We start from the raw sequence: 22,851 nt of genomic DNA, 5'->3' as shown, positions 1-22,851 counted from the left end.
AATAATGAGTAAATTAAGCGAGTCATTATTCAGCGTTATCGAAAACCGTATTAGCCCCATTGCGGCAAAGCTCTCTAGCCAGCGCCATGTTGTAGCAATTAAAGATGGCTTCATTGCCTCTATGCCGTTTTTAATTGTCGGTTCTTTTATGATGTTATTCGCTCATCCACCTTTTAGCCCGAATAGTGAATGGGCTTTTGCGCAGTGGTGGCTGGGGATGGTGGAACGCCACGGCGAACAAATCATGATGCCCTACAACATGACGATGGGCATTATGGCGGTGTATATCACCAGCGCTATCGCCTATAACCTGGCGCAGAGCTATAAAATGAACGGTTTTATGGCTGCCAGTCTGGCACTGATGTCGTTTATGGTGGTGGCGGCTCCGCAAATCGACAAAAGTCTGCCGGTTGGGTCGCTGGGTGGCGAGGGGATTTTCACCGCGATTATCGTGGCGATCTATTCGACGGAGCTGATGCATTTTTTGCAGAAGCGCAATATCGGTATCCGCCTGCCGGAACAGGTGCCGCCGAAAATCCGCCAGTCTTTCGATCTGCTTATCCCGATTCTTGCCATCTTTCTCACGCTTTTCCCGCTTAGCCTGTTTATGCAGAGCCAGTTCGGCATGCTGTTACCGCAGGCGATTATGGCCGTCTTTGCGCCGATTATCTCGGCATCCGACTCGCTCCCTGCCATCCTGATCGCGGTGCTGCTCTGCCACCTGCTGTGGTTTGCCGGGATTCACGGGGCGGTTATCGTCGGCGGCATCTTGCAGGCATTCTGGCTGACCAATTTAGGGATCAATCAGGAAGCGTTTAACGCGGGTGCACCGATCACCAAAATCTTTATTGAACCCTTCTGGCAGTTCTTCATTACGGTGGGCGGCTCGGGAGCGACCATGGGGCTGGTCTTTCTCTATCTGCGTAGCCGTTCTGCTCACTTGCGCTCCATCGGCAAGCTGGCCGTGGTGCCGAGCATGTTCAACATCAACGAACCGGTGATTTTTGGTTCACCCGTTGTGATGAATCCGCTGCTGTTTATTCCGTTTATTACCGCGCCGTTGGTGAACGCCACTCTCGCCTATATCGCGTTAAAAACCGACTTAGTGCATCGCGTGATTTCTCTTGCGCCCTGGACAACGCCGGGCCCGATTGGCGCAGCCTGGTCTACGGGATGGGACTGGCGAGCGGTGGTGCTGGTGGGGGTACTGATTGTCGTCTCGTCCTTAATCTATTACCCCTTCTTCAAAATGTATGAACGTCAGCTGATCGCACAAGAAGTGGGTACAGCGGAGGAGGCAGTGAGTGATGCTCAATGAAACCATTCTTGATGAAACGACAGTAATGGAACTGATTATCTATGCGGGAGAGGCGCGCTCCAGCTCGATGGAAGCGCTGAGTGCCGCCAGAAAATACGACTGGGACAAGGCTGAAGAACGGCTGAACACCGCTTCCGTTGCGGCACGCAAAGCCCATCAAATCCAGACGGCCTTGATTGGTGCCGATGAGGGCAGCGGGAAAATTCCGGTCAACCTGATTCTGGTTCACGCGCAAGATCACCTAATGAACGCGATGCTATGCCGTGAACTGGTGGAGGAGCTGATTCAACTGCATCGGGAAATCTCCACCCTTAAACAGCTTATAAATTAACAACATGTAAATTTGAACTCACGAGAAGGAAATAAGATGTCTGCTGAACAATTACCGAAAGACTTTCTGTGGGGCGGCGCGGTAGCGGCGCATCAAGTTGAAGGTGGTTGGGATCAAGGCGGCAAAGGCGTTAGCATTTGCGATGTCCTGTCCGGCGGTGCCCACGGCGTTGACCGTGTGATTACCGATGGCGTACAGCCTGGTGTCAGTTATCCAAACCATCAGGCGGTGGAGTTCTATTCCCACTATAAGCAGGATATTGCCCTGTTCGCCGAAATGGGCTTCAAATGCTTCCGCACCTCGATTGCCTGGACGCGTATTTTCCCCAATGGCGATGAGCTGGAGCCAAATGAAGCAGGCCTGCAATTCTATGACGACCTGTTTGATGAGCTGTTGAAATACAACATTGAGCCAGTGATTACGCTGTCTCACTTCGAGATGCCACATCATCTGGTTAAGCAATACGGCGGCTGGCTGAACCGTAAAGTGGTGGATTTCTTTGTTCGCTACAGCGAAGTGGTCATGAAGCGTTACCAGTCTAAAGTGAAATACTGGATGACCTTCAATGAAATCAACAACCAGCGTAACTGGCAGTATCCGCTGTTTGGCTACTGCTGTTCCGGCGTGATTTTCACCGATCACGACAAGCCAGAGCAGGCGATGTACCAAACGCTGCACCACCAGTTTGTCGCCAGTGCGAAAGTGGTGAAGCTGGGTCATGAAATTAACCCGAATTTCAAAATTGGCTGCATGCTGGCGCTGGTGCCGATCTATCCGTGGTCATGCCATCCAGATGACGTGATGTTTGCTCAGGAAGCGATGCGCGAACGCCACCTGTTCGGTGACGTGCAACTGCGTGGTTACTACCCGTCTTACATCCTGAAAGAGTGGGCGCGCAAAGGCTATCAGATTGATATGCAGCCGGAAGATGAAAAGACGCTGCGCGAAGGCTGCACCGACTATCTGGGCTTCAGCTACTACATGAGCAGCGCGGTGCAACTGGCAGCGAAAGGCCAGAAAAAGGAAGATGCGATTACGGGCTTTGATGGCGGTGTGAAAAACCCACATGTGAAGGCATCGGAATGGGGCTGGCAGATCGACCCGGTTGGCCTGCGCTATACGCTGAACAGCTTCTACGAGCGTTATCAGAAACCGATGTTCATCGTCGAAAACGGCTTCGGCGCGGTAGACAAGGTGGAAGCTGATGGCAGCATTAACGATGATTACCGCATCGAATACCTCAAAGCGCATATCGATCAGATGAAGAAAGCTGTCGTCGAAGACGGCGTGGAGCTGATGGGCTATACCCCGTGGGGCTGCATCGACTGCGTGTCATTCACCACGGGCCAGTACAACAAACGCTACGGTTTCATCCACGTGGATAAACACGATGATGGCACTGGCGCGTTCAAGCGCTCGAAGAAAAAGAGCTTCGACTGGTATAAGAAAGTGATCGCCAGCAACGGTACCGAGCTATAACAGCGATTACAGGAAACGTTGGTCACAGGGCCGTGCTTAACCGCACGGCTTTTTACGTTGCATGTCATACGCCTGTCACCCTGGCGTATTTCGCTAACGACTTCATCGCTGAATCGCGTTAGCATGAAAACAGATAACTTGATGCTGGAAAAACTATGTCTGTAAAACTGATCGCTATTGATATGGACGGGACGTTGCTGACGCCCCAAAATCAAATTTCACCTGCGGTAAAAGCCGCGATTGCCGCTGCCAGAGAGAAAGGCGTGCAGGTTGTGCTGGCTACCGGTCGCCCTTACATCGGCGTCGAGCGCTACCTGATGGAGCTGGATTTGCAGCAGGAAGGCTGTTACTGCATAACCAACAACGGTGCGCTGGTGCAGCGTACGGTCAACGGTGACTGTGTGGCGCAAACGGCGCTGAGCTTTGACGACTATCTCTATTTCGAAGCGCTAGCCTGCAAACTGGGCGTCCATTTCCACGCGTTGGACTTCAATTTTGTCTACACCGCCAATAAAGACATCAGTCCTTACACCATTCATGAATCTCACCTGACCGGGATGCCGTTGAAGTATCGTGCGGTAGAAGAAATGGATCGCAGCCTGACGTTCCCGAAAGTGATGATGATTGATGAGCCAGAGATATTGGATCGCGCCATCAGCCAACTGCCACCGGAAGCCTTTGAACGCTACACCATCATGAAGAGCGCCGAATACTATCTGGAAATTCTGGATAAGCGCGTCAACAAAGGTGAAGGCGTGAAGATGCTGGCGGAGCACCTCGGCATTCCACGCGAAAGCGTCATGACACTGGGCGACCAACAGAACGATCTGGCGATGATTCGCTATGCGGGTATCGGCGTAGCGATGGGCAATGCCATCGACGAAGTGAAAGCAGCCAGCCAGTTTGTCACCAAAACCAACATGGAAGACGGCGTCGCCTACGCGATTGAGAAATTTGTGCTGAATGCTTGATTAGAGAGATATAACGCCGAATAGCCATCAACGATGGCTATTCCATGACTAATTACTTTTCACGATATTTAATATCATGGTTTTTAATGGTAGCCAGTCAAAAAATACTAAAATTAAATACTGTTTAATAAAATAAAATCTGTTATTAATTTCAATTTTATATTGAGCTGTTTTATCATTTTCTCTTGCTATTTATGTGGTGTATGATTTCCTTGATAAAAATAATTTAATCTAAACTAACAAAGATAGTGTATATGTCACACCTCATTTATCTCACCTTAGAAGGTGATCAGCAGGGGTTAATTTCCTCTGGATGTTCGACGGTTAATTCTATTGGCAATCGTTATCAATCTGGGCATGAGAATCAAATTCAAGTCTTAGGGTTAAACCATACAATAACGAGGGAAGAGAATATATCGCATCATCCTATACAACTCATTAAACCTATAGATAAGTCGTCTCCATTACTCGGCGTGTCAGTGACATCAAATGAAAAGCTAACGGCGAGTTTTTTCTTCTATCGAACCAATATGGCAGGGCAATTAGAAGTATTCTACGAGTTAATATTGACTGATGCGCGAATTGTATCTGTTTCTTCATCATATCCTAACTCAATAAATAATAATGATTCTATTCCTTATGAGGAAGTCATGCTGAAGTATGCCAGTATATCTTGGTCGCATAAAATAGCAGGCACATCGGGTTATAGCATTTGGAATTAGAGAGCTGATTATGAGCGATATAAATGATGGAGCATCACTAATAACGGATGGGAAATTAACATTTAACTCTGAAGGAAATAATATAAAAGGCTCAAAATATTACAGTAGGGTTATTCACTATCCAGAAAGAGGTGGGTTGTCGGGTGTGACCATTGGCCGAGGATACGATATGGGGAAAAGAACACGACAAGAAATTTATTCGGATTTAACGATGGCTGGAATTTCTCAGGAAAAATCCACTATAATATCTCATTCAGCAGGACTGATAGGATTTCAAGCTAAAGAATTTGTTAGGGTGAATAAGGATAAAATTGGAGAAATAACAGAGCAACAGCAGATTTCTTTATTTAAACACACGTATAGAAGTTATGTAATAAGAGCGAGATCGGTATACAATCAAAAGACAAAAGATATGCGGGAAAAGCCTGACTGGGAAGAGCTTCAGCCAGCGATAAGGGATATCTTGATTGATATCGTATACCAAGGCTATAGGGGGGATACAATAATGTTGGCAGCAACAACGAATAACATAGATGATATCATTTCTTTAATAATGAACTCATCTGAGCTTAGAAGGGATGAAAATAGCAGGAATAGGGTGAAATATCTAAACGAAAGCAGGGCTAGATGATGATTATAAAAAAAGTACTTTTCATTTTTTTTCTTCTATTTCCATTTTTTTTAAATGCAAAAACGACTGACGATTATCTGAACGAGAGTAAAATGGGAATATGCAAAGAAATGATAGAGCAAGAGGGCGAAATTAGCGTGTATGAGTGTGCTTATTTAATGGTGAAAGAGTCTGATAAAAAACTCAATAAAAGGTTGTCAGAAAGAACTTTAGAATTAGTTAAAATAAATGACAACGACATCATCAAGGCATTCAAGAAGCATCAACGTTCATGGGAAAGGTATAAAAAAGACCGATGTACATACGTAACATCAGGCACGGAAAAAGATAGCGCAGCGTATCAATTCCACTTAAATCTCTGTAATGCAACCGAAAACTACCGAAGAATCGAGACGTTGGAAGATGAGCCTGGGTTCCCATAATTGCCATGTTAAATATTCAAGCCTTCAGTGTGGCACGCCCAAACACTATTTCAACGCCAAACTCTCCGCTATTTTTTCTTTCATAACCTGAGTGATGTGATTAACCACCTGACTGCGGGGAATTTGTGGGGGATAAACTGCGCAATACGCCATTTTTATATCAGGATTGAAAGTCTTAACGATAACTGGTGATGGGCTGTTCAGGGCGGTAATAAAATCGACTACGCCGATGCCGACATTTTTCGATGCCAGAACGCAGCAGTTAGCCATCGAGGTTTCGATGGGGTTATGCAGATAGATCTGCTCTTTTCTGGTGGCGATATCGAGCTGCGCCCGCAGCGGTGTGGTTCTTCCCGGCAAAATAGCGCGTGTACCGGCCAGATCGGCAAGCGTAATTTCATCCGCCGTGGCAAGGGGGTGATCCACCGCTAACACTGCGACAGCACTGACGTCCGCCAGCGGTTCGGCCTCTAGTCCTTTAGTGCCAGGCTGGCTGAAAATAAAACCAACGTCATACTGATTTTCAGCAATCGCATCCGTAATATGGCTGCTGCTTTCTATGTCTAGAAACAGGGAAAGATCGGGGTATTTCTTGAGCAAAGCAGGGAGAACCTGATCTGAACAAAGAAACGAGAGCGCCTGAACAGCAGCGATGCGCAGCACGCTGCCCTTGGCGTGGCGAATTTCATCCGCAATCATTCCTATATGATCCAACCCCAGATAAATACGCTCGACTTCCCGATACAGCTTCATCGCCTCCGCGCGTGGAACCAGGCCGCGCCCGTCTCTATCGAACAGCTTAAGATTCAGTGCGTCTTCAAAGTCCTTTATGAGTCGACTGACCGCGGGCTGGGTGATGTACATCATGTTGGCGGCAGCGGTGATGCCTCCGGTGAGGATGACTTTATGAAAGGCTTCAACCTGACGGGGATTGATACGCATGCTAGCCACCTTGAAACATAACATTTGGTTATCAATTTAACACAAAATGCAATTTTTCATTATCCAATCTAGCGCATAGACTCACAATCATAAGATTTAATACACTTCATCAGTACTCAATCATGGAATAGAGGATTAGTGAATGAAGAAATCGACTCTGGCGCTATTGTTTACCGTTTTATTTTCATCTTCACCTTTGGTTTATAGCGCGGACCTGAATATCGGTTTGGCTTCCTCCACCACATCAATGGATCCGCAGTTTTATGTGAGTGGGGCGAATAGCGCAATGGCGCGCAATATTTTTGACGGTTTGGTTGTACAGGATGAAAAACAGCAGATTGCACCTGCCCTGGCAACCAGTTGGAAAGTGATTGACGACAAGACGTGGGAGTTTGTATTGCGTCCAGGCGTCAAGTTTCACGACGGCAGTGATTTTACGGCTAAAGATGTGATTGCCAGCATTAAACGTATTGCGCTGGCATCGAAAAACAGCCCTAGCTCTTACGCACCTTACGTCAGCGACATTGCTGAAGTAATAGAAGTGAATCCATTAACGGTGCGGATTAAGACAAAAGAGGCTTCGCCGCTGCTGCTGAATAATTTAAGTCGGGTTTCCATTTTGCCTGCTCGACTTGAGAACGTCCCAACGGAAACGTTGAATTCAGGAAAAGATGTGATTGGTACAGGGCCATTCAAATTTGTTTCCTGGGTGCCGGACGACCGGGTAGTCCTTGTTAGAAATGACGATTACTGGGGAGGAAAAGCAGAGTGGGACAACGTTACTGTCCGTGTATTTAAAAACAGTAGTGCACGTGTAGCAGCCGTATTATCCGGTGATGTGGACATGATTGAAAACGTTCCAACAGCCGACAGTAGTAATATTGAAAAAAATCAGCAGTTAAAAACGATTTCAACACCAGGGAATCGTGTTATTTACCTTCACATGGACCAGCAGCGAGAGGAATCACCGTTCGCCAAAGGTCCTGATGGTAAAAACCCATTACTAAAAAAAGAAGTACGCCAGGCGATGTCTTTAGCTATTAATCGTCAGGCAATCGTCGACCGTGTGATGGAGGGGCAGGCTGTTGTTGCCTCTCAGCTTGTACCGAAGGGGTATCTCGGGTATTCCGCTTCCATTCCTGCGCCGGTTTATAATCCGGAGAAAGCCAAACAGGAGCTGGCAGCGGCGGGTTACCCTGACGGCTTCATGCTGACCTTCCACGCGTCGAACGATCGTTATCCTAATGATTCTAAAATTGCTCAGGCCATTGGCCAAATGTTCACACGTGCCGGTATCAAAACCGAGGTTGTTACGATGCCCGGCAGTGTGTACTTCTCACGTGCGTCCCGTCTAGAATTCAGTTTGATTATGGGCGGGGCCGCGATTGAAACCGGGGAAGCTTCTGGAGTATTGGGGCCATTGCTAGAAACCTTTGGCCCCAATGCAGGACAGGGGAATCGTGGTCGCTATTCCAATCCTGTCTTTGATAAAACGCTGAACGAAGCACGTGTCACGCTGGATGAAACCAAACGTGGTGCGCTGCTGGCTGAGGCGATGAACATTGGCATGAACGATCTGGGTGTGATTCCCGTGATGTTCCTGTCCAACACCTGGGCGATGAAAAAGCAGTATACCTACGTGGGCCGTTCCGATGCCTACACGCTGCCGTATTTCGTCCGTTCTGCCAAATAGTCACCTGTCATTTATGATTCAAATAAGGGGTGAGTATTCACCCCTTATCTATCCGTAACAAGGAGAGCGGAGTGAATACATTTAGCGGTGTTTTTCCCTATCTGGTGTCACCCGTCAGGCCCGATGGTCAGGTCGATAAGCCTGTTCTGGCGCAGCTCACTGAACATCTGATTCAATGCGGTGTACATGGCGTCGTGCCGTTAGGCAGCACCGGTGAATTTGCCTATCTTTCTGCGGCTCAGCGTCTGGATGTCGTTAAAACGGTGATCGAAACGACGGCGGGCCGTGTGCCGGTCATCGCTGGTGTGGCGTCGACAACGATTCAGGATGCCGTTGAGCAAACGAAACGCTACGTCGAACTGGGCGCGGATGGCATTCTTGCGGTACTGGAAGCCTATTTCCCCCTGAAAGACGAAGGCGTCGAACAATATTTCCGCGCCATTGCCGAAGCCGCACAGGGTAAACCGGTGGTGCTCTACACCAATCCTCAGTTCCAGCGTTCCGATTTGAGTTTGCCCGTCATCGAACGCCTTAGCCATGTTAGTAATATCCGCTATATCAAAGACGCCTCGACCAATACCGGGCGCTTGCTTTCCATCATCGAACGTACCCGTGGCCGAATGGACGTCTTCTCCGCGTCCGCCCATATTCCCGCCTGCGTCATGCTGATTGGCGGCGTGGGTTGGATGGCTGGCCCGGCGTGTATCGTTCCCAAACAGAGTATTGCTTTGTATGAAGCTGCCCGTGCGGGTGACTGGAACAGAGCAATGGAGCTTCAGCGTCCGCTGTGGCGCATCAATGAAATTTTTGCCCGTTATTCTATTGCCGGCTGTATTAAAGCGGCGCTGCAATTGCAGGGGTTTGCGGTAGGCGATCCGCTGCCGCCTCAGCAACCGTTGGATGACAAGGCGCGTAAGGAGATCGCTGACGTTTTGGCGTCTGTCGATTCTCTATAATGTCAATTTACTTATTATTTTTCACGCTGTAGCGGTGTGGGTCTTTCTGCACCTTGATGTTCGGCAGTACCGATTAAAAAGAGAAAAGGAATCATCGAAGGATGAGCGCTTTACCTATTATTATTGATTGTGATCCGGGGATAGATGACGCGATTGCGTTATTAAGTGCATTTGTGTCACCAGAGTTGGATATTCGCGGTATTTGCGCGGTGTGTGGTAACCAGCCTGTGGAAAAAACGGTGCGTAATGCGCTGCAAATTGTTGAGCTGGGTCAGCGCACCGATATTCCCGTTTTCGCCGGCTGCCATCGGCCGCTGTTGCGTGATCCTATTCATGGCCAGTTCCATGGCGAAAGCGGACTGGGCCAGACGGTGTTGCCTGCGCCGCAAAAACAGGCCGACGCGCAGCATGCGGTGAGTTTTATTATTGCGCAGTGCAAACAGGCGATCGCTGACGGCACGCCGATCACGCTCTGTACGTTAGGGCCGTTAACCAATGTCGCGATGGCGCTGCGTATGTCTCCTGACATTGTCGACGGTATTGCACGCATTGTGATGATGGGCGGCGCATACCGGGAAGCGGGCAACCGCAGCCTGACCTCTGAATTCAATATGATCGCCGATCCGCAGGCGGCCAAGGTCGTGTTCGACTCGTCGATTGCCATCGTCGCGCTACCGCTGGATGTCACGCATCAGGTGATTTTAACGCCGGAATTGGTGGCACGTTTCATTGCGCTATCCGGACGTATTTCCGCCCCCTTGGGTGAAATGATGGCGTTTTGGGATCGCAATGACATCCGCCGCTATGGCTCACGCGGCGGCCCGCTACACGATCCGCTGGTCATCGCCTGGGTTCTGGCGCCACATTGCTTCACGACGGAAAAAGCCAGCGTTTACATTGAGCAGGAAAGCGAGCTGTGCATGGGACAGACCGTTGCTGACTGGTACGGAAAAACCGATCGGCAGCCGAATGTGGATGTGGTGACGGGCGTTGATGCCAAACAGGTTGTTGAGCTGTTTGCTGACTTACTGAGCCGCTACGGAGAGGGTGTCTGACATGGTTCGAGAACGCATAATTATTGATACTGACCCCGGCGTTGATGATGCAATAGCCATCTGGCTGGCATTGGCCTCGCCCGAACTGGACGTACTCGGGATTACCATTGTGGCTGGTAATGTGCCGCTGGCTGCGACGTTGCCGAATGCCTGTAACGTGGTGGGCGTGACAGGTAGAACCGATGTGCCGATTTTTGCCGGTGCTTCGCGTCCGCTCATCCGCGATCAGGTTTTCGGTAAATACGCTCATATCGGTAAGTTTTCCTCTGACTGGGTGCCAGAAAGCACGCTGTCGCCGGAAGAGGAACATGCCGTCGATTTTCTGGTGCGGATGACGCGTCAGGCCGCGGCCGATAATAACCCGATCACCATTTGTTCTATAGGGCCGATGACGAATCTGGCATTGGCACTGTGTTTCCATCCTGATGTCGCACGCGGCATCAAACAGATTGTGTCCATGAGCTGCGCCTTTACCGCGATGGGGAATCGCGTACCGTGGGCGGATTTTAACGTCTATGCCGATCCGCATGCGGCGGAAATCGTCTTTTCTTCCGGTGTGCCCATTGTCATCATGCCGCTGGATGTGACCTTTCAGGCACTGATTCAGACGGAACAAGTTGATGCCATCGAACGTAGCGGCGGTGCGCCGGGTAAGGCGATGGCCGCGCTGCTGCGTATGTTTGACCGTAGCGAGGTTGAGCGCTTTGGCCGTGAAGGCGGGCCGATTCATGATGCGACCGTCATTGCATGGCTGTTGAAACCGGAGCTGTTCAAGTCAAAACGCGCTCGTATAGGAGTGGAAGTCGCCGGTAAGATGGCGGGTTACGTGTTTGCCGACTTTTATCACAAACTGGGTGAGCCGGAGAATGCGCTGATCATGCGTGAAATCGACGAACAAGGATTCCTCGGGCTGATTGCCGATCGCCTGCGTCGCTATGGCCCTGAAGCAATAAATGGTTCCGAAGCAATCAATGGATCTGAGGAGCACTGATGATAGCCTACCTGCTGAGCCGAATCGGACAAACGCTGCTGACGCTGGCTGTTATGTCGGTGCTGGTGTTTGTGGGTGTTTATCTGGTCGGTAATCCGGTCGATATGCTGTTGAGTGCGACGGCCACGCCAGCGGAACGGCTGGCGGTGATTCAGTCCTTTGGTCTGGATAAGCCCGTCTGGGAACAGTACGGGCTGTTTGTCTGGAACGCCTTTCAGGGCGACATGGGCAACTCTTTTATCTTTAACCAACCCGCGCTGACGCTCATTTTTCAGCGCATGCCCGCCACGCTCGAACTGGCGATGGTAGCGTTCGTGATGGCGCTGGTTGTCGGTATTCCGCTGGGGATCTACGCTGGCCTGAAGCCGGACAGCGCGGTGTCCAAATCCATCATGACCTTTTCCATCCTCGGCTTTAGCCTGCCCACGTTCTGGATCGGGCTGGTGATGATCATGCTGTTCAGCGTGAAGCTCGGCTGGCTGCCGTCCTCTGGCCGAGGTGATACTCACGATCTCTTCGGTATTCCATTCAGTTTTCTGACCCGCGATGGTCTCGAACACCTGCTTTTACCCGCATTTAACCTCGCGCTGTTTAAAATCTCGCTGGTTATCCGTCTAATGCGTGCGGGCGTGATGGAGTGTCTGCAACAGGATTATGTACAGTTTGCCCGCGCGAAAGGGCTGTCGGAAACCCGCATTGTTCTGGTTCATGTGCTGCGCAATACGCTGATTCCACTGATTACCGTGCTGGGGCTGGAACTGGGATCGCTGATCGCGTTTGCCGTCGTCACGGAAACCATTTATGCCTGGCCGGGCATGGGTAAACTGATTATCGACTCGATCGCCGTGCTCGACCGTCCGGTCATCCTGGCTTATCTGATGATTACCGTCGTGATGTTCAGCGTGATTAACCTGCTGGTCGATTTGCTGTATGTGCTGGTCGATCCGCGCGTGCGGCTGGGAGGAGACAAGGGATGACAGGGAATACGATACACCAGCCCGCTGCCGTGCAAAAAACGGCCCATCCGGTGATGCGCGTTATGATGGCGCTGATCAACGATCGGCTAGCACTGTGTGGGCTGATCATGCTGGCGATTTTCGTGCTGCTGGCGCTGCTTGCCCCGCTTCTGTCACCGCAGAATCCCTACGATCTGATGCAGCTCGACATCATGGATGGCCGACTCGCGCCGGGTGCGCAGAGCATGGCGGGCATGACGTATTGGCTGGGGACAGACGATCAGGGGCGCGACCTGTTCAGCGCCATTCTGTACGGTACTCGTATCAGCCTGATCGTAGGGTTTTCCAGTGCGGTACTTGCGCTGCTGATTGGTGCCTCGCTGGGGCTGATTAGCGCCTACGTCGGCGGAAAAACGGATGCCACGATCATGCGTATCGTGGATATCCAGCTCAGTTTCCCCCCCATCCTGATTGCGCTGATCCTGCTGGCCGTGCTGGGGCAAGGGGTCGACAAGATTATTATGGCGCTGGTGGTGACCCAGTGGGCTTACTACGCGCGGACGATTCGCGGTTCGGCACTGGTGGAACGTCGCCGCAGCTATGTGGACGCGGCGCGCAGCATGGCGCTCTCCAACCGCCGTATCCTGTTTCGCCATATTTTACCGAACTGTCTGGCACCCCTGATCGTGGTGGCAACGATGCGCATCGCCTACGCCATCATGCTGGAAGCCACGCTCTCGTTTTTGGGGATCGGGCTGCCAGTGACGGAACCGTCACTGGGGCTGCTGATCTCAAACGGTTTTGAATACCTGATGTCGGGCGACTACTGGATCAGCTTTTTCCCAGGGCTAACGCTGCTGCTGCTGATTGTGGCGATCAATTTGGTCGGGGATGCGCTGCGCGATATCCTCAACCCGCGGAATTAATCTGTGGGAACGCCCATAGGAATAAGGGGTAACGAACACATGACAGCGCCGATTATGTCCGTTTCGCATCTGACCACCGCCTTTCAGGTGAACGGCGAGTGGATGAACGTGGTGCGGGATTTGTCCTTCACGATTGGCGAGAAAGAGACGGTCGCCGTGGTGGGAGAATCTGGTTCAGGGAAAAGCGTGATGGCGAAATCCATCATGCGCTTACTGCCACCTGGCCAAAGCCGGGTTGAAGGTCAGATTCATTTTGGCGACACCGAACTGCTGTCGCTCCCTAATAAAGCGATGCAGGATGTGCGCGGCAACCGCATCGGCATGATTTTCCAGGAGCCAATGACCAGCCTGAATCCGGTGTTGCCGATTGGCTACCAGATTACAGAAGTGCTGCGTCGCCATCGTGGCATGGGCAAAGCCGAAGCGCGTGCCGAAGCGGTGCGCCTGCTGGAAAAAGTCCGCATTCCGGCGGCGAAATCACGGCTGAACGAATACCCGCAGAGCTTCTCCGGCGGGATGCGCCAGCGCGTAGTGATTGCGATTGCGCTGGCCTGCCACCCGAAACTGCTGATTGCCGACGAGCCGACGACGGCGCTGGACGTCACGATTCAGGCGCAAATTCTGACGCTGATAAAAACCCTTCAGGAAGAAGAAGGGATGTCGGTGCTGTTTATCACCCACGACATGGGCGTGGTGGCGGAGGTCTCAGACCGCACGCTGGTGATGTATCAGGGCGAAATGGTGGAAAACGCCGTCACGCGGGAGATTTTTCATCACCCGCAACAGCCCTATACCCGGATGCTGCTGTCTGCCGTGCCCAAATTAGGCTCAATGTCCGGCAGCGCATGGCCGCAGCGCTTTCCGCTGGTCGATCTCAAAACGGGCGAGCGCCAGCCGGTACCGGAGGCGGTGAATACCGTGTCGGGTGAGGAACCGGTGCTGACGGTAAAAAATCTGGTTACTCGATTTGATATCCGATCAGGGTTTTTCCGTCGGCTGTCGGGGCGTGTTCACGCGGTTGAGAATGTCTCGTTCGATCTCTGGCCGGGAGAAACGCTCGCGCTGGTCGGGGAGTCGGGCTGCGGTAAATCCACTACCGGTCGGTCGATTATTCGCCTCAACGACGCCGTCAGTGGCGACATTCAACTGCTGGGAAAAAATATCCTGACGGCGGATAAGCGTGAGCTGACGGATTCGCGGCGGCAGATTCAAATGGTGTTTCAGGATCCGTATGAAAGCCTGAACCCGCGCATGCGGATAGGGGAAGCTATCGCCGAACCGATGCTGCTGCACGGCCTTGCGACCCGACAGGATGTTAATGCAAGAGTGAACGCGCTGCTGGAACAGGTGGGGTTATCCGGCGATATGGCCTCGCGTTTCCCGCATCAGTTCTCCGGTGGGCAGCGGCAGCGCGTCTGTATTGCCCGTGCTCTGGCGCTGGAGCCGAAAGTGATTATTGCCGATGAATCAGTATCGGCGCTGGATGTGTCCGTCAAGGCACAGGTGATCAACCTGATGCTGGATCTCCAGCAGAAGCTGGGGCTGTCATTCCTGTTTATCTCGCACGATATGGCGGTGGTCGAGCGTATCAGCCACCGCGTTGCGGTGATGTATCTCGGTGAAATCGTGGAGATCGGGCCACGTTCGGCGATCTTCGATAATCCGCAGCATGATTACACCCGACGTCTGATTTCTGCGGTTCCCGTACCTGATCCCGACACGCGTCCGGTGCGTAATATCACCAATGATGAATTGCGTAGTCCGGTACGCGCCCCCGATTTCCATCCTCCCGCACGCCACTATAAGCAGGTCGGGGAAGGGCATTTTGTTCTCAGTGAATAAGTCAAAGCGTTGGGTTTGCTCTTGTCACGATAATCGATGAGGGCAGCCCCTTCCCATCTGTCTAGGTTACTCCTTATTTTCCTCTGTCGACTGAGTTCTTTTATCCCACTAGTGGTGGTTTTCTCATGCATCCGTTAAAAGATGGGCATGACGAATCTATTGTCTTCCCCTCTAAGTAGCAAGTTGTTCGTTTTGCCAGAGTTCATCTGAAAGATGCCAAAACTGATTAATTGTTTTACGCATAATTCAGGAAAGTGATTTATTAAGCTGTTTATGACAACCCCTATATACCTGTCACACTTCAAGTTACGCTACTCGGCACACTTGTGCGTGCCTCACCCCGTTAGGGCCGCTACAAACAGCGTTCAAACCTGCCTTTGGCAGGTTTGTCAGTCACCGGAATCACTTACCTGAGTAGGCTCATCGGGATAACATGGGAGACATCCTGTCTCTCACCAAAGGCCAGCCGTTGGCTGGTAAAATTCGTTCTCGACGAATGTATCCTTCACTTGCCGCGTTACGATGCTCATTGCTGAGCATCGCCCTAAAGGGCTAACGCTTTGTGTTGTTCAAAATGTTAAATTTTGTCCTGGAACTCGAATTATTTAAGATATATCTATAGGTTGTAAATAATAATCCATCTTATTTTTTTTGGGAGTTCCTAGTTTTATTAAGTTATTAAATAACATCTTATTTTAAAAATTTCTTAGAATTAATTTTATATTTTCAGATGTGCTATGCTTATATTATGTTTAATTTTTCTAGGGGCGATAATCTGTTAATTGATTTATATTTTGGTTTTAAAAATCGTATGTTTAGCAATTAATAATTAGAGGATAATATTATGACTAGTCAATCATGTAATACTGGCTGCACTCCAGAAAAAGATAGTAATGAAAGTATTTATTTTAATAATAATGTGTTTGGTAGCGATACAATAGGTGATTTTAAAGGTTCTGTTTTTTTTGTACAAAATAGTATTATACCTTCGAAAAAACATATTGATAATGATATCCAACCACATCTGGTTTCGAAAAGAAAAACCATGGTGTTATTTAAATCATATGAATCAATTGATCAGAATGAGTCCGTATATTTACATGTCAAAAATAGGTCCGGTAATATTGTTTACAAAATTGAGATGCGTCCCCCTGAAAAATTGACATCACCCTGCGGTTCGGTTACAGGGAATTATAATGAAAGTGATTTTTCTGAGCCGCTAAATTATGATGTTGTTTTTGATAAAAACAATGATCTTAACAAAATTTCAAATGATCCATCTATTTTGGAGGGTTTAACAAAAAAATCCAAAGCAATTAAAATATTAACAAGTGATGGTAATTGGGCGAAAACGTTCACTTTGTTAAATAACCAGGAATCATCAGGAGCAAAAATCACCTTTAAGTGTAATTCTGGTTACAATTTTTCTGTCTTTTATGCTAAAGAATCAATAGTGATGAGTAGAGGTGATTCTCTGACTTTTGCTAATTTTGATGGTGTTTGGTGTCTTTGGGGCGATATTCAATATTCTAAGATAAAATATATTGAAAACGGCTGGTCAGGAATATTGCCTGCAAGTTTTATTTTGCCTGGCATTGAGATGGATTTTGTTCATGGTAAAAAAATCGGATCGATTAAAAATATAAAAGTAGGTGCGCCAAATGAATTATTACTTCATACTATATCGATTGGAATGTTAACACCCTATAGAAAGGGGTTTGCTTTTCAGGATACACCCGAATTTAATCGACAGTATTTTCAGCAGGTCCCTCTAAGTCGCTTGATTGTTTCACGATATGATCCTATTTATTTAAAAGAAGTAATGTTACCCGATGGTCGATTATTAACTGATAAAGCCCCTGGTAATGGTGGTGTTCATAGTGGAATTATGAGGGAAGATATTGCTAAGGATCTCATTGCAACTGGTATAGATTTTGCCAACTATGGCATAAATTCAACGAAAGTTCGTGACAGCATCTATCTTAGTGCGCAAATTACAGTTCATCTCTCTATTGGGAAATATGACAACGGGACTATTGTACATGGGCTTTCTGGTGGTAACGGAATGGCAACGCTAGAGAATTCGATTGGTAATGAATTTAGCCATGAGATTGGCCACAATTATGGGCTGGGACACTACCCTGGTGGGTTTTATGGTTCTGTCGATGCTATACCTAGCCATAGAAATTCAACGTGGGGTTGGGATAGTGATAATGACTTTTTTATCCCTAACTTTCACAAAAAAATCACTAACAAGAGAACATATTTAGGCGAAAAAGAGAATGAAAGTTTATATGCTGAGCCTTTTCATGGTCATCAATTAGGGAAGGATGCGATGGCTGGTGGGGAACCATTATATATGAGTTATAATGCGTTTACGTTACATACACCTTATGTTCTTAACCTAATACAGAAATTCCTTGAGAGTAAAATGGTATTCGATACTAACTCAATAACTGGATTTAGCAAATGGAATGACAGTGTTGGGCGAATGGAACCTTACGAAAATAATATTCTTAGAGCTCCATTCTTTAGTATTCCATTCAAAAATGGTGAGAATATAACAATAGATAAATTAAATTTATACTTACAGGATAATAATAATGTAGATATAAATTCTTATGATGGAAAACACTCTCCAAATATATATATTCCAAAAGCGAATAATAATAACAATAATAAAGTTATAAAGGTTGTTGTCAATTCGTCTTATTCTGTAAAAGTAATTAATGATGGGAATGTTGATACTTTATCAAAGGGTAGTGTCGTTTTTTACGTTTCTAATGGTTCGCTCTGGCAGCAGAATAAATCATATAATGAAAAGGTGAAACGTATTCCTTACAAGCAGGGCGTTAAAGTAATTACCCTAGTCGGATTCTATGACCCTGAATCTAAATTAGCCAACTATATCTATCCAGCATTAAATGGATCTTATGGTATGGTTTATCCTGATGATGCTAGCAATTCTGTTAGTCAGTCTTACCTTGAGGTGGAATTTATATCAGGTAAGAAATTTAAATATAATTTAAATTCATTCAGGATTACATCGAATCTATCAAATAAATTTCATGTTAATGTTGAGAGGGATTTAAACCCGAGAACAGCAAGGTTATTTATTAATAATAAACTCGTTGATTCTAGAACAATTGATTTGGGTTCTAATGATCTGATCTACACAGTTAACGGTAACCCGCTTGCTTAATCATGTCTATATGGTTAGGAGTACTTTCTCCTAACCATAGTAATTCTTCCGTAAAAGCAGAGTATTCATAAGTAGAATTTTCTCGTAATCTCTGAACGCGGGAGATTCGCTATGAAAAAATCAGGTTTTACTGATAGCTAATTCATCGCCATTCTCAAGCAGGTGAAACCTATTCTCCTGTACTTGAATTGTGTCGGGAGCATGGCATTAACAGCGCCAGATTTTACAAGTGGTGAGCCAAATTTGGCGGGATGGATGCCTTCCTCATGGCTTGCAGAAGAACGGTTTAACGTTGAAGTTATTCAGGAAGCCATGCAAAAAAAGTGGTAAGGCCATCTCAGCATAGGCAGATGGCCAAAGTAACAACGGGTACAGGAAAATTAGTCTTTGCTTACCATTTGATGACGGTTTTTGCATGATAGCTTGCCATCACCTTTTTTCTCAATCTTTGTTATCAATATATTCGGCCAGTACGCCAGGATCGGAAACTTCGCTCATGAAATATAATGCATCAATCCCCCAATCTTCAGCATGATCTTTTCCATTAAAAGATTGTGTGAATACAATCTTGCTATGGGTTGTTTGATTCCAGATATTTCCGGAAAACCATGTGCAGTTGGTTATTGGGGTATAAACACCGACTTGACCCTTTCCTGGAGACATACCGAGTAACTTTGCCACTTCGGTGCTTTCTTGATTGATACTAGGAATGATATTGTTTTTTAAATTATCTATCTCTTCTTCTGAAATTTTCTTAACTAATTGGAATCCAAATTTACGCGTCGGTTTATCATTGACTAATCCCTCAACAAACCCTTTTTTTTCATGATATCCATAGCAGGTATAATCGTTTTCTTTTTCGCTATAAAATATGATTATCCATGAATGACCTAGCTGACCACTTCCACATAACGATGTGAGCTCGCTGACTACCGCATGTGCTCTTTTTTCTTTGTTATCCGGATATTCTTCCGCAGCAGAATCGGCTTTGATAATGATTTCATTCAGATCGGTCTTCTGTGGTTTTCTGTTCACTCTAATACATATCTGTGGATAACCAACAGAAGGGGTTCCGATTGTTTCATATCTGCTTTCATTTTTTAAATTAGATAATGATAAAGGTATTATTTCTTCATTCATAATATGACCCTCTTTTGTGATGGTAAATTTAATTTTTCAATGGATAAACTCTCACGTACTCTATTTCTAATGTGGCTTTAGATTCATTCATGTTACCGAATCCATTACTGGGGTAATTTTTTCGGGGCACTTCTGTGCTTAATATAATAAATTGCTCTGCAATGGATATCGGCGCTGCTTTAGCTGAAACTTGCTCGATTTCTTTATCGTCTAGGTAAAATGTATAACTTTCTGTTGTCCACGCAACGGAAAATTTATGAAAATTTCCATCATTAATATTTGTTTCTGCATATTTTTTGGACCACTGCTTATGATTACTTCCATAACCATTCCAATGTAGTGCATTGTCATACTCATTGGCTTTGGCTTCAGCCAGATGTTCAAAAACATCTATTTCCACACCCGATTTTTCAGGGTTGCTGATATCTTTTCCAACCGTTGCGGACTGAACCCAGAACGCTGGCTGAACACCTTGAATACTATTAAATCTGATGCTCGCCTCCCAATAGCCATACTTTTGCTTGAACTTTCCTTCTGTTGCTATCATACCGCAATAGTTATTAATTTCGCCTTTTTCGTTCTTTTTCGTATAGGTTGTAATTTTTAAAACACCATTCTGAATAGAAACAGCGGATTTGTCATTGATACAAAAATTTCTTTTTCCTAAATACCGATAAATCCACTTTGTTTCATCTAATTCATTGGTGCCGAAATCATCTTCAAAGGACGGTTTTGAAGAAAATTGAGGAGGTATCGCGCTGGATGCTCCGGTATAAAAAAATAGTGCAATAACAATGGGTGATAATTTTTTCATTTCATACTCCATTATTTTTAAATGAATTATATTCATAGGATATCAAAGAAATTAATAGCGTGTTATTTAATGTAAACTAAAATATATCCGTCATACTTTAAATTACCTGCGCGTGCCTCAGCCCTTTAGGGCCGCTGCGAGCAGCGTTCAAACCTGCCTCTGGCAGGTTTGTCTGTCACCAGAATCCTTACCTGAGTAAGGTCATCGGGGTTATTTCCCTTGCCGCATTCCTGAAGTTTAAATTATTTAGAGCATATGATTAATTTGAATGATAAGGTTATAAGAATTGTCATGTACTATTATAGATATCTTTTTTCTTGACTGACAATATTTTTTTATAAAAATGTAAAATATATATGATGTTGTTTTTAATAAATGAATTTAAGTTTTCTTTGAAATTAAATTTCAAATTTTAAAGATTAATCTTTAAATGTAATCTAACCAATTATTGCGACGTATATATTCGTTATACTTTGGCTACATTGCTGGGTTGTGACGCTATAGTTGTGGGCTTTTTAAATCTCAATTTGTCGTTTTATAGCCAAAAGTAGAAAATGCCTGAAATCAGTACACTTAGCGTAATACGTGCTGCAATAGTGGTTTTTACCCGTCTTTCACGTCTGAAGTGTGTTTTACATGACCCGCCTCACATTGTTTCCCGCAATGTCTACCATTTCGTGAACCCATTCTCATATCTGGGTTTTTTTCATGGAAAACGGTTTCCGTTTTGTTTCCAATGGGCAAGTTTATTCATGACGCTTTTATTGACGACGTTTTTTTATTCATAACGTACATACGACGGGGTGTTCAAAATGAAACGGATCATGCTGTGTTGTTCCGCTGGGATGTCTACCAGCCTTTTAGTGAGAAAAATGAAGGAGGTGGCCGATGCACGTGGCCTAAACGTTGAAATTGCCGCCTATGCCGCCCATGAATTTGACGAGCAGGTTGGGAAGTATGACGTTGTGCTACTAGGGCCACAGGTGAAATATATGCTGGCGTCATTCAAGGAGAAAGCCGAGGGAAAAGGTGTACCCGTAGCAGCGATAGACATGATGGATTACGGTATGCAGCGCGGTGACAACGTGCTGGATTTTGCCTTTTCACTGATCGAAAAATCAGGACAACCGCTATGAGTGGCTTCTATCAGTCGATGGTGAATATCATCGAGCAAAAAATTACCCCGTTGGCAGGTGTGGTAGGGCAACAGCGCCACATCATCGCGATTCGTGATGGTTTTATCGCCGCGCTGCCTTTCATGATCATCGGCTCGTTTATGCTGGTGTTTATCTTCCCACCGTTTGCACCGGATACCACGCTAGGATTTGCCCGTGCGTGGCTCGATTTCTCCGTTGCCTACCGTGAACAGCTGATGCTGCCGTACTACCTCAGTATGGGGGTCATGACCTTCTTTATCTCGGTGGGGATTGGAGCCAGCCTCGGCAAGCATTACAAGCTGGATCCGATCATGACCGGCCTGCTGGCACTGATGGCATTCTTGCTGGTAGCCGCGCCTTATCAGGAGAAGCAAATTTCCACCCAGTACTTCTCTGGGGAAGGGATTTTTACCGCGATTCTGACCGCGATTTACGCGGGTGAGGTGTATGCCTGGCTGAAGAAACGCAATATCACGATTCGCCTGCCGAAAGAGGTGCCAACCGGCGTGGCGCGTTCGTTTGAGATTCTTATCCCCGTGCTGGTCATCGTTGCGACACTGCATCCGTTTAACCTGTTCATCCAGTCTGCAACCGGCATGATTATCCCAGAAGCCATCATGCACCTACTGGCACCTCTGATTTCGGCGTCGGATTCGCTGCCCGCGATTCTGATTTCGGTATTTATTTGCCAGATTTTGTGGTTTGCTGGGATTCACGGTGCGTTGATCGTGACCGGGATTATGAACCCGTTCTGGATGACCAACCTGGCGCTGAATCAGGCTGCGCTTTCGGCCGGTGCGCCGCTGCCGCATATTTATTTGCAGGGATTCTGGGATCACTACCTGCTGATCGGCGGGGTCGGTTCCACGCTACCGCTGGCCTTTTTGCTGCTGCGTAGCCGCGCGGTTCATCTGCGTACGATTGGCCGCATGGGCGTGGTGCCGAGCTTTTTCAACATCAACGAACCGATTCTGTTTGGTGCGCCGATCATCATGAACCCGCTGCTGTTCCTGCCGTTTATTTTTGTACCGATGGTCAATGCTGTCATTGCCTATACGGCGACGAAGCTTGGCTGGATCGCGCAGGTGGTTTCCCTGACGCCGTGGACGACGCCGGCGCCAATTGGCGCATCATGGGCGGCGAACTGGGCGTTCAGCCCGGTGATCATGTGTCTGCTCTGCATGGTGATGTCGGCCGCGATGTATTACCCGTTCCTGAAAGTTTATGAGCGCACGCTGCTTAAACAGGAACAGGAGAAACAACAGCAGGCTGCGGGCGAAGCCAGCGCCAGCGCATAAACACG

At 47.4% G+C, this 22,851-nt stretch carries 20 protein-coding genes; 17 read left to right on the top strand and 3 right to left on the bottom strand.

Annotated features, from left to right (window positions below; translation table 11 throughout):
* The first annotated feature begins 4 nt into the window (after positions 1-4).
* The 7 genes from K7X24_RS12675 to K7X24_RS12645 all read left to right on the top strand — a co-directional run bounded on the left by K7X24_RS12675 (position 5) and on the right by K7X24_RS12645 (position 5,874).
* Positions 5-1,318, top strand: a complete 1,314-nt coding sequence (locus K7X24_RS12675) for a PTS sugar transporter subunit IIC (protein ID WP_103943243.1) — start codon at positions 5-7, stop codon at positions 1,316-1,318.
* Positions 1,308-1,649 carry a PTS lactose/cellobiose transporter subunit IIA gene (locus K7X24_RS12670; protein ID WP_103943241.1) on the top strand — a complete coding sequence of 114 codons (342 nt, stop codon included), beginning with the start codon at positions 1,308-1,310 and terminating at the stop codon, positions 1,647-1,649. Before K7X24_RS12675 ends, K7X24_RS12670 begins: the two co-directional genes overlap by 11 nt.
* A 36-nt stretch (positions 1,650-1,685) precedes the next feature.
* Positions 1,686-3,128 (top strand): 6-phospho-beta-glucosidase, encoded by a 1,443-nt coding sequence (locus K7X24_RS12665; protein ID WP_224555187.1) that lies wholly within the window; start codon positions 1,686-1,688, stop codon positions 3,126-3,128.
* Between the two features lie 155 nt (positions 3,129-3,283).
* Positions 3,284-4,099: a sugar-phosphatase gene (yidA, locus tag K7X24_RS12660; protein WP_224555186.1), complete on the top strand. Its 816-nt coding sequence runs from the start codon at positions 3,284-3,286 to the stop codon at positions 4,097-4,099.
* A gap of 254 nt (positions 4,100-4,353) precedes the next feature.
* On the top strand, positions 4,354-4,821 hold the full coding sequence (locus K7X24_RS12655; RefSeq protein ID WP_010296920.1) for an Hcp family type VI secretion system effector: 468 nt from the start codon (positions 4,354-4,356) through the stop codon (positions 4,819-4,821).
* 10 nt (positions 4,822-4,831) lie between these two features.
* Entirely contained in the window at positions 4,832-5,452 is a 621-nt protein-coding gene (locus K7X24_RS12650) for a pesticin C-terminus-like muramidase (RefSeq protein ID WP_072041017.1), read from the top strand.
* A complete protein-coding gene (locus K7X24_RS12645; RefSeq protein ID WP_102117956.1) occupies positions 5,449-5,874 on the top strand; it encodes a lysozyme inhibitor LprI family protein in 426 nt (141 codons plus the stop codon). The genes K7X24_RS12650 and K7X24_RS12645 overlap by 4 nt, the downstream gene beginning before the upstream one ends.
* Before the next feature lie 45 nt (positions 5,875-5,919).
* Here the strand turns inward: K7X24_RS12645 and K7X24_RS12640 are convergent, their stop codons facing one another.
* Positions 5,920-6,816, bottom strand: a complete 897-nt coding sequence (locus tag K7X24_RS12640) for a LysR family transcriptional regulator (protein WP_224555185.1) — start codon at positions 6,814-6,816, stop codon at positions 5,920-5,922.
* 142 nt (positions 6,817-6,958) lie between these two features.
* Here K7X24_RS12640 and K7X24_RS12635 point away from each other — a divergent pair, with 142 nt between their 5' ends.
* The 8 genes from K7X24_RS12635 (at position 6,959) to K7X24_RS12600 (ending at position 18,437) form a co-directional block, all read left to right on the top strand.
* Positions 6,959-8,509, top strand: a complete 1,551-nt coding sequence (locus K7X24_RS12635; protein ID WP_224555184.1) for an ABC transporter substrate-binding protein — start codon at positions 6,959-6,961, stop codon at positions 8,507-8,509.
* A 71-nt stretch (positions 8,510-8,580) separates the two neighbouring features.
* Positions 8,581-9,465 (top strand): dihydrodipicolinate synthase family protein, encoded by an 885-nt coding sequence (locus tag K7X24_RS12630; RefSeq protein WP_224555183.1) that lies wholly within the window; start codon positions 8,581-8,583, stop codon positions 9,463-9,465.
* Between the two features lie 101 nt (positions 9,466-9,566).
* Positions 9,567-10,520: a nucleoside hydrolase gene (locus K7X24_RS12625; RefSeq protein ID WP_224555182.1), complete on the top strand. Its 954-nt coding sequence runs from the start codon at positions 9,567-9,569 to the stop codon at positions 10,518-10,520.
* 1 nt (position 10,521) lies between these two features.
* Positions 10,522-11,511 carry a nucleoside hydrolase gene (locus K7X24_RS12620; RefSeq protein WP_103862390.1) on the top strand — a complete coding sequence of 330 codons (990 nt, stop codon included), beginning with the start codon at positions 10,522-10,524 and terminating at the stop codon, positions 11,509-11,511.
* Positions 11,511-12,488 (top strand): ABC transporter permease, encoded by a 978-nt coding sequence (locus K7X24_RS12615; RefSeq protein WP_103862389.1) that lies wholly within the window; start codon positions 11,511-11,513, stop codon positions 12,486-12,488. Before K7X24_RS12620 ends, K7X24_RS12615 begins: the two co-directional genes overlap by 1 nt.
* The gene (locus K7X24_RS12610; protein ID WP_103862388.1) at positions 12,485-13,393 is read left to right on the top strand and encodes an ABC transporter permease; all 909 of its coding nucleotides are present in this window, start codon (positions 12,485-12,487) and stop codon (positions 13,391-13,393) included. Before K7X24_RS12615 ends, K7X24_RS12610 begins: the two co-directional genes overlap by 4 nt.
* Before the next feature lie 39 nt (positions 13,394-13,432).
* Positions 13,433-15,235 carry an ABC transporter ATP-binding protein gene (locus tag K7X24_RS12605; protein ID WP_224555181.1) on the top strand — a complete coding sequence of 601 codons (1,803 nt, stop codon included), beginning with the start codon at positions 13,433-13,435 and terminating at the stop codon, positions 15,233-15,235.
* A gap of 844 nt (positions 15,236-16,079) precedes the next feature.
* Positions 16,080-18,437: a M66 family metalloprotease gene (locus K7X24_RS12600; RefSeq protein WP_224555180.1), complete on the top strand. Its 2,358-nt coding sequence runs from the start codon at positions 16,080-16,082 to the stop codon at positions 18,435-18,437.
* Positions 18,438-18,878: 441 nt separating this feature from the next.
* Here the strand turns inward: K7X24_RS12600 and K7X24_RS12590 are convergent, their stop codons facing one another.
* Together K7X24_RS12590 and K7X24_RS12585 are read right to left on the bottom strand one after the other, a co-directional pair.
* Positions 18,879-19,577, bottom strand: coding sequence for a hypothetical protein (locus tag K7X24_RS12590; RefSeq protein ID WP_224555178.1), 699 nt, complete (start codon positions 19,575-19,577; stop codon positions 18,879-18,881).
* Between the two features lie 28 nt (positions 19,578-19,605).
* Complete coding sequence (locus K7X24_RS12585; protein ID WP_224555176.1) at positions 19,606-20,391, bottom strand: family 16 glycosylhydrolase; 786 nt, start codon at positions 20,389-20,391, stop codon at positions 19,606-19,608.
* Between the two features lie 812 nt (positions 20,392-21,203).
* On the opposite strand from K7X24_RS12585, the gene K7X24_RS12580 reads away from it, so the two are divergent.
* Positions 21,204-21,527: a PTS sugar transporter subunit IIB gene (locus K7X24_RS12580; protein WP_224555175.1), complete on the top strand. Its 324-nt coding sequence runs from the start codon at positions 21,204-21,206 to the stop codon at positions 21,525-21,527.
* Positions 21,524-22,846, top strand: coding sequence for a PTS sugar transporter subunit IIC (locus tag K7X24_RS12575; RefSeq protein ID WP_224555174.1), 1,323 nt, complete (start codon positions 21,524-21,526; stop codon positions 22,844-22,846). Before K7X24_RS12580 ends, K7X24_RS12575 begins: the two co-directional genes overlap by 4 nt.
* Positions 22,847-22,851 lie beyond the last annotated feature (5 nt).

This window comes from Pectobacterium versatile, from assembly GCF_020166435.1.
Lineage (GTDB): Bacteria > Pseudomonadota > Gammaproteobacteria > Enterobacterales > Enterobacteriaceae > Pectobacterium > Pectobacterium versatile.
Note: the sequence above shows the minus strand (reverse complement) of the source record. Positions and strands in the feature narration are given on the sequence as shown.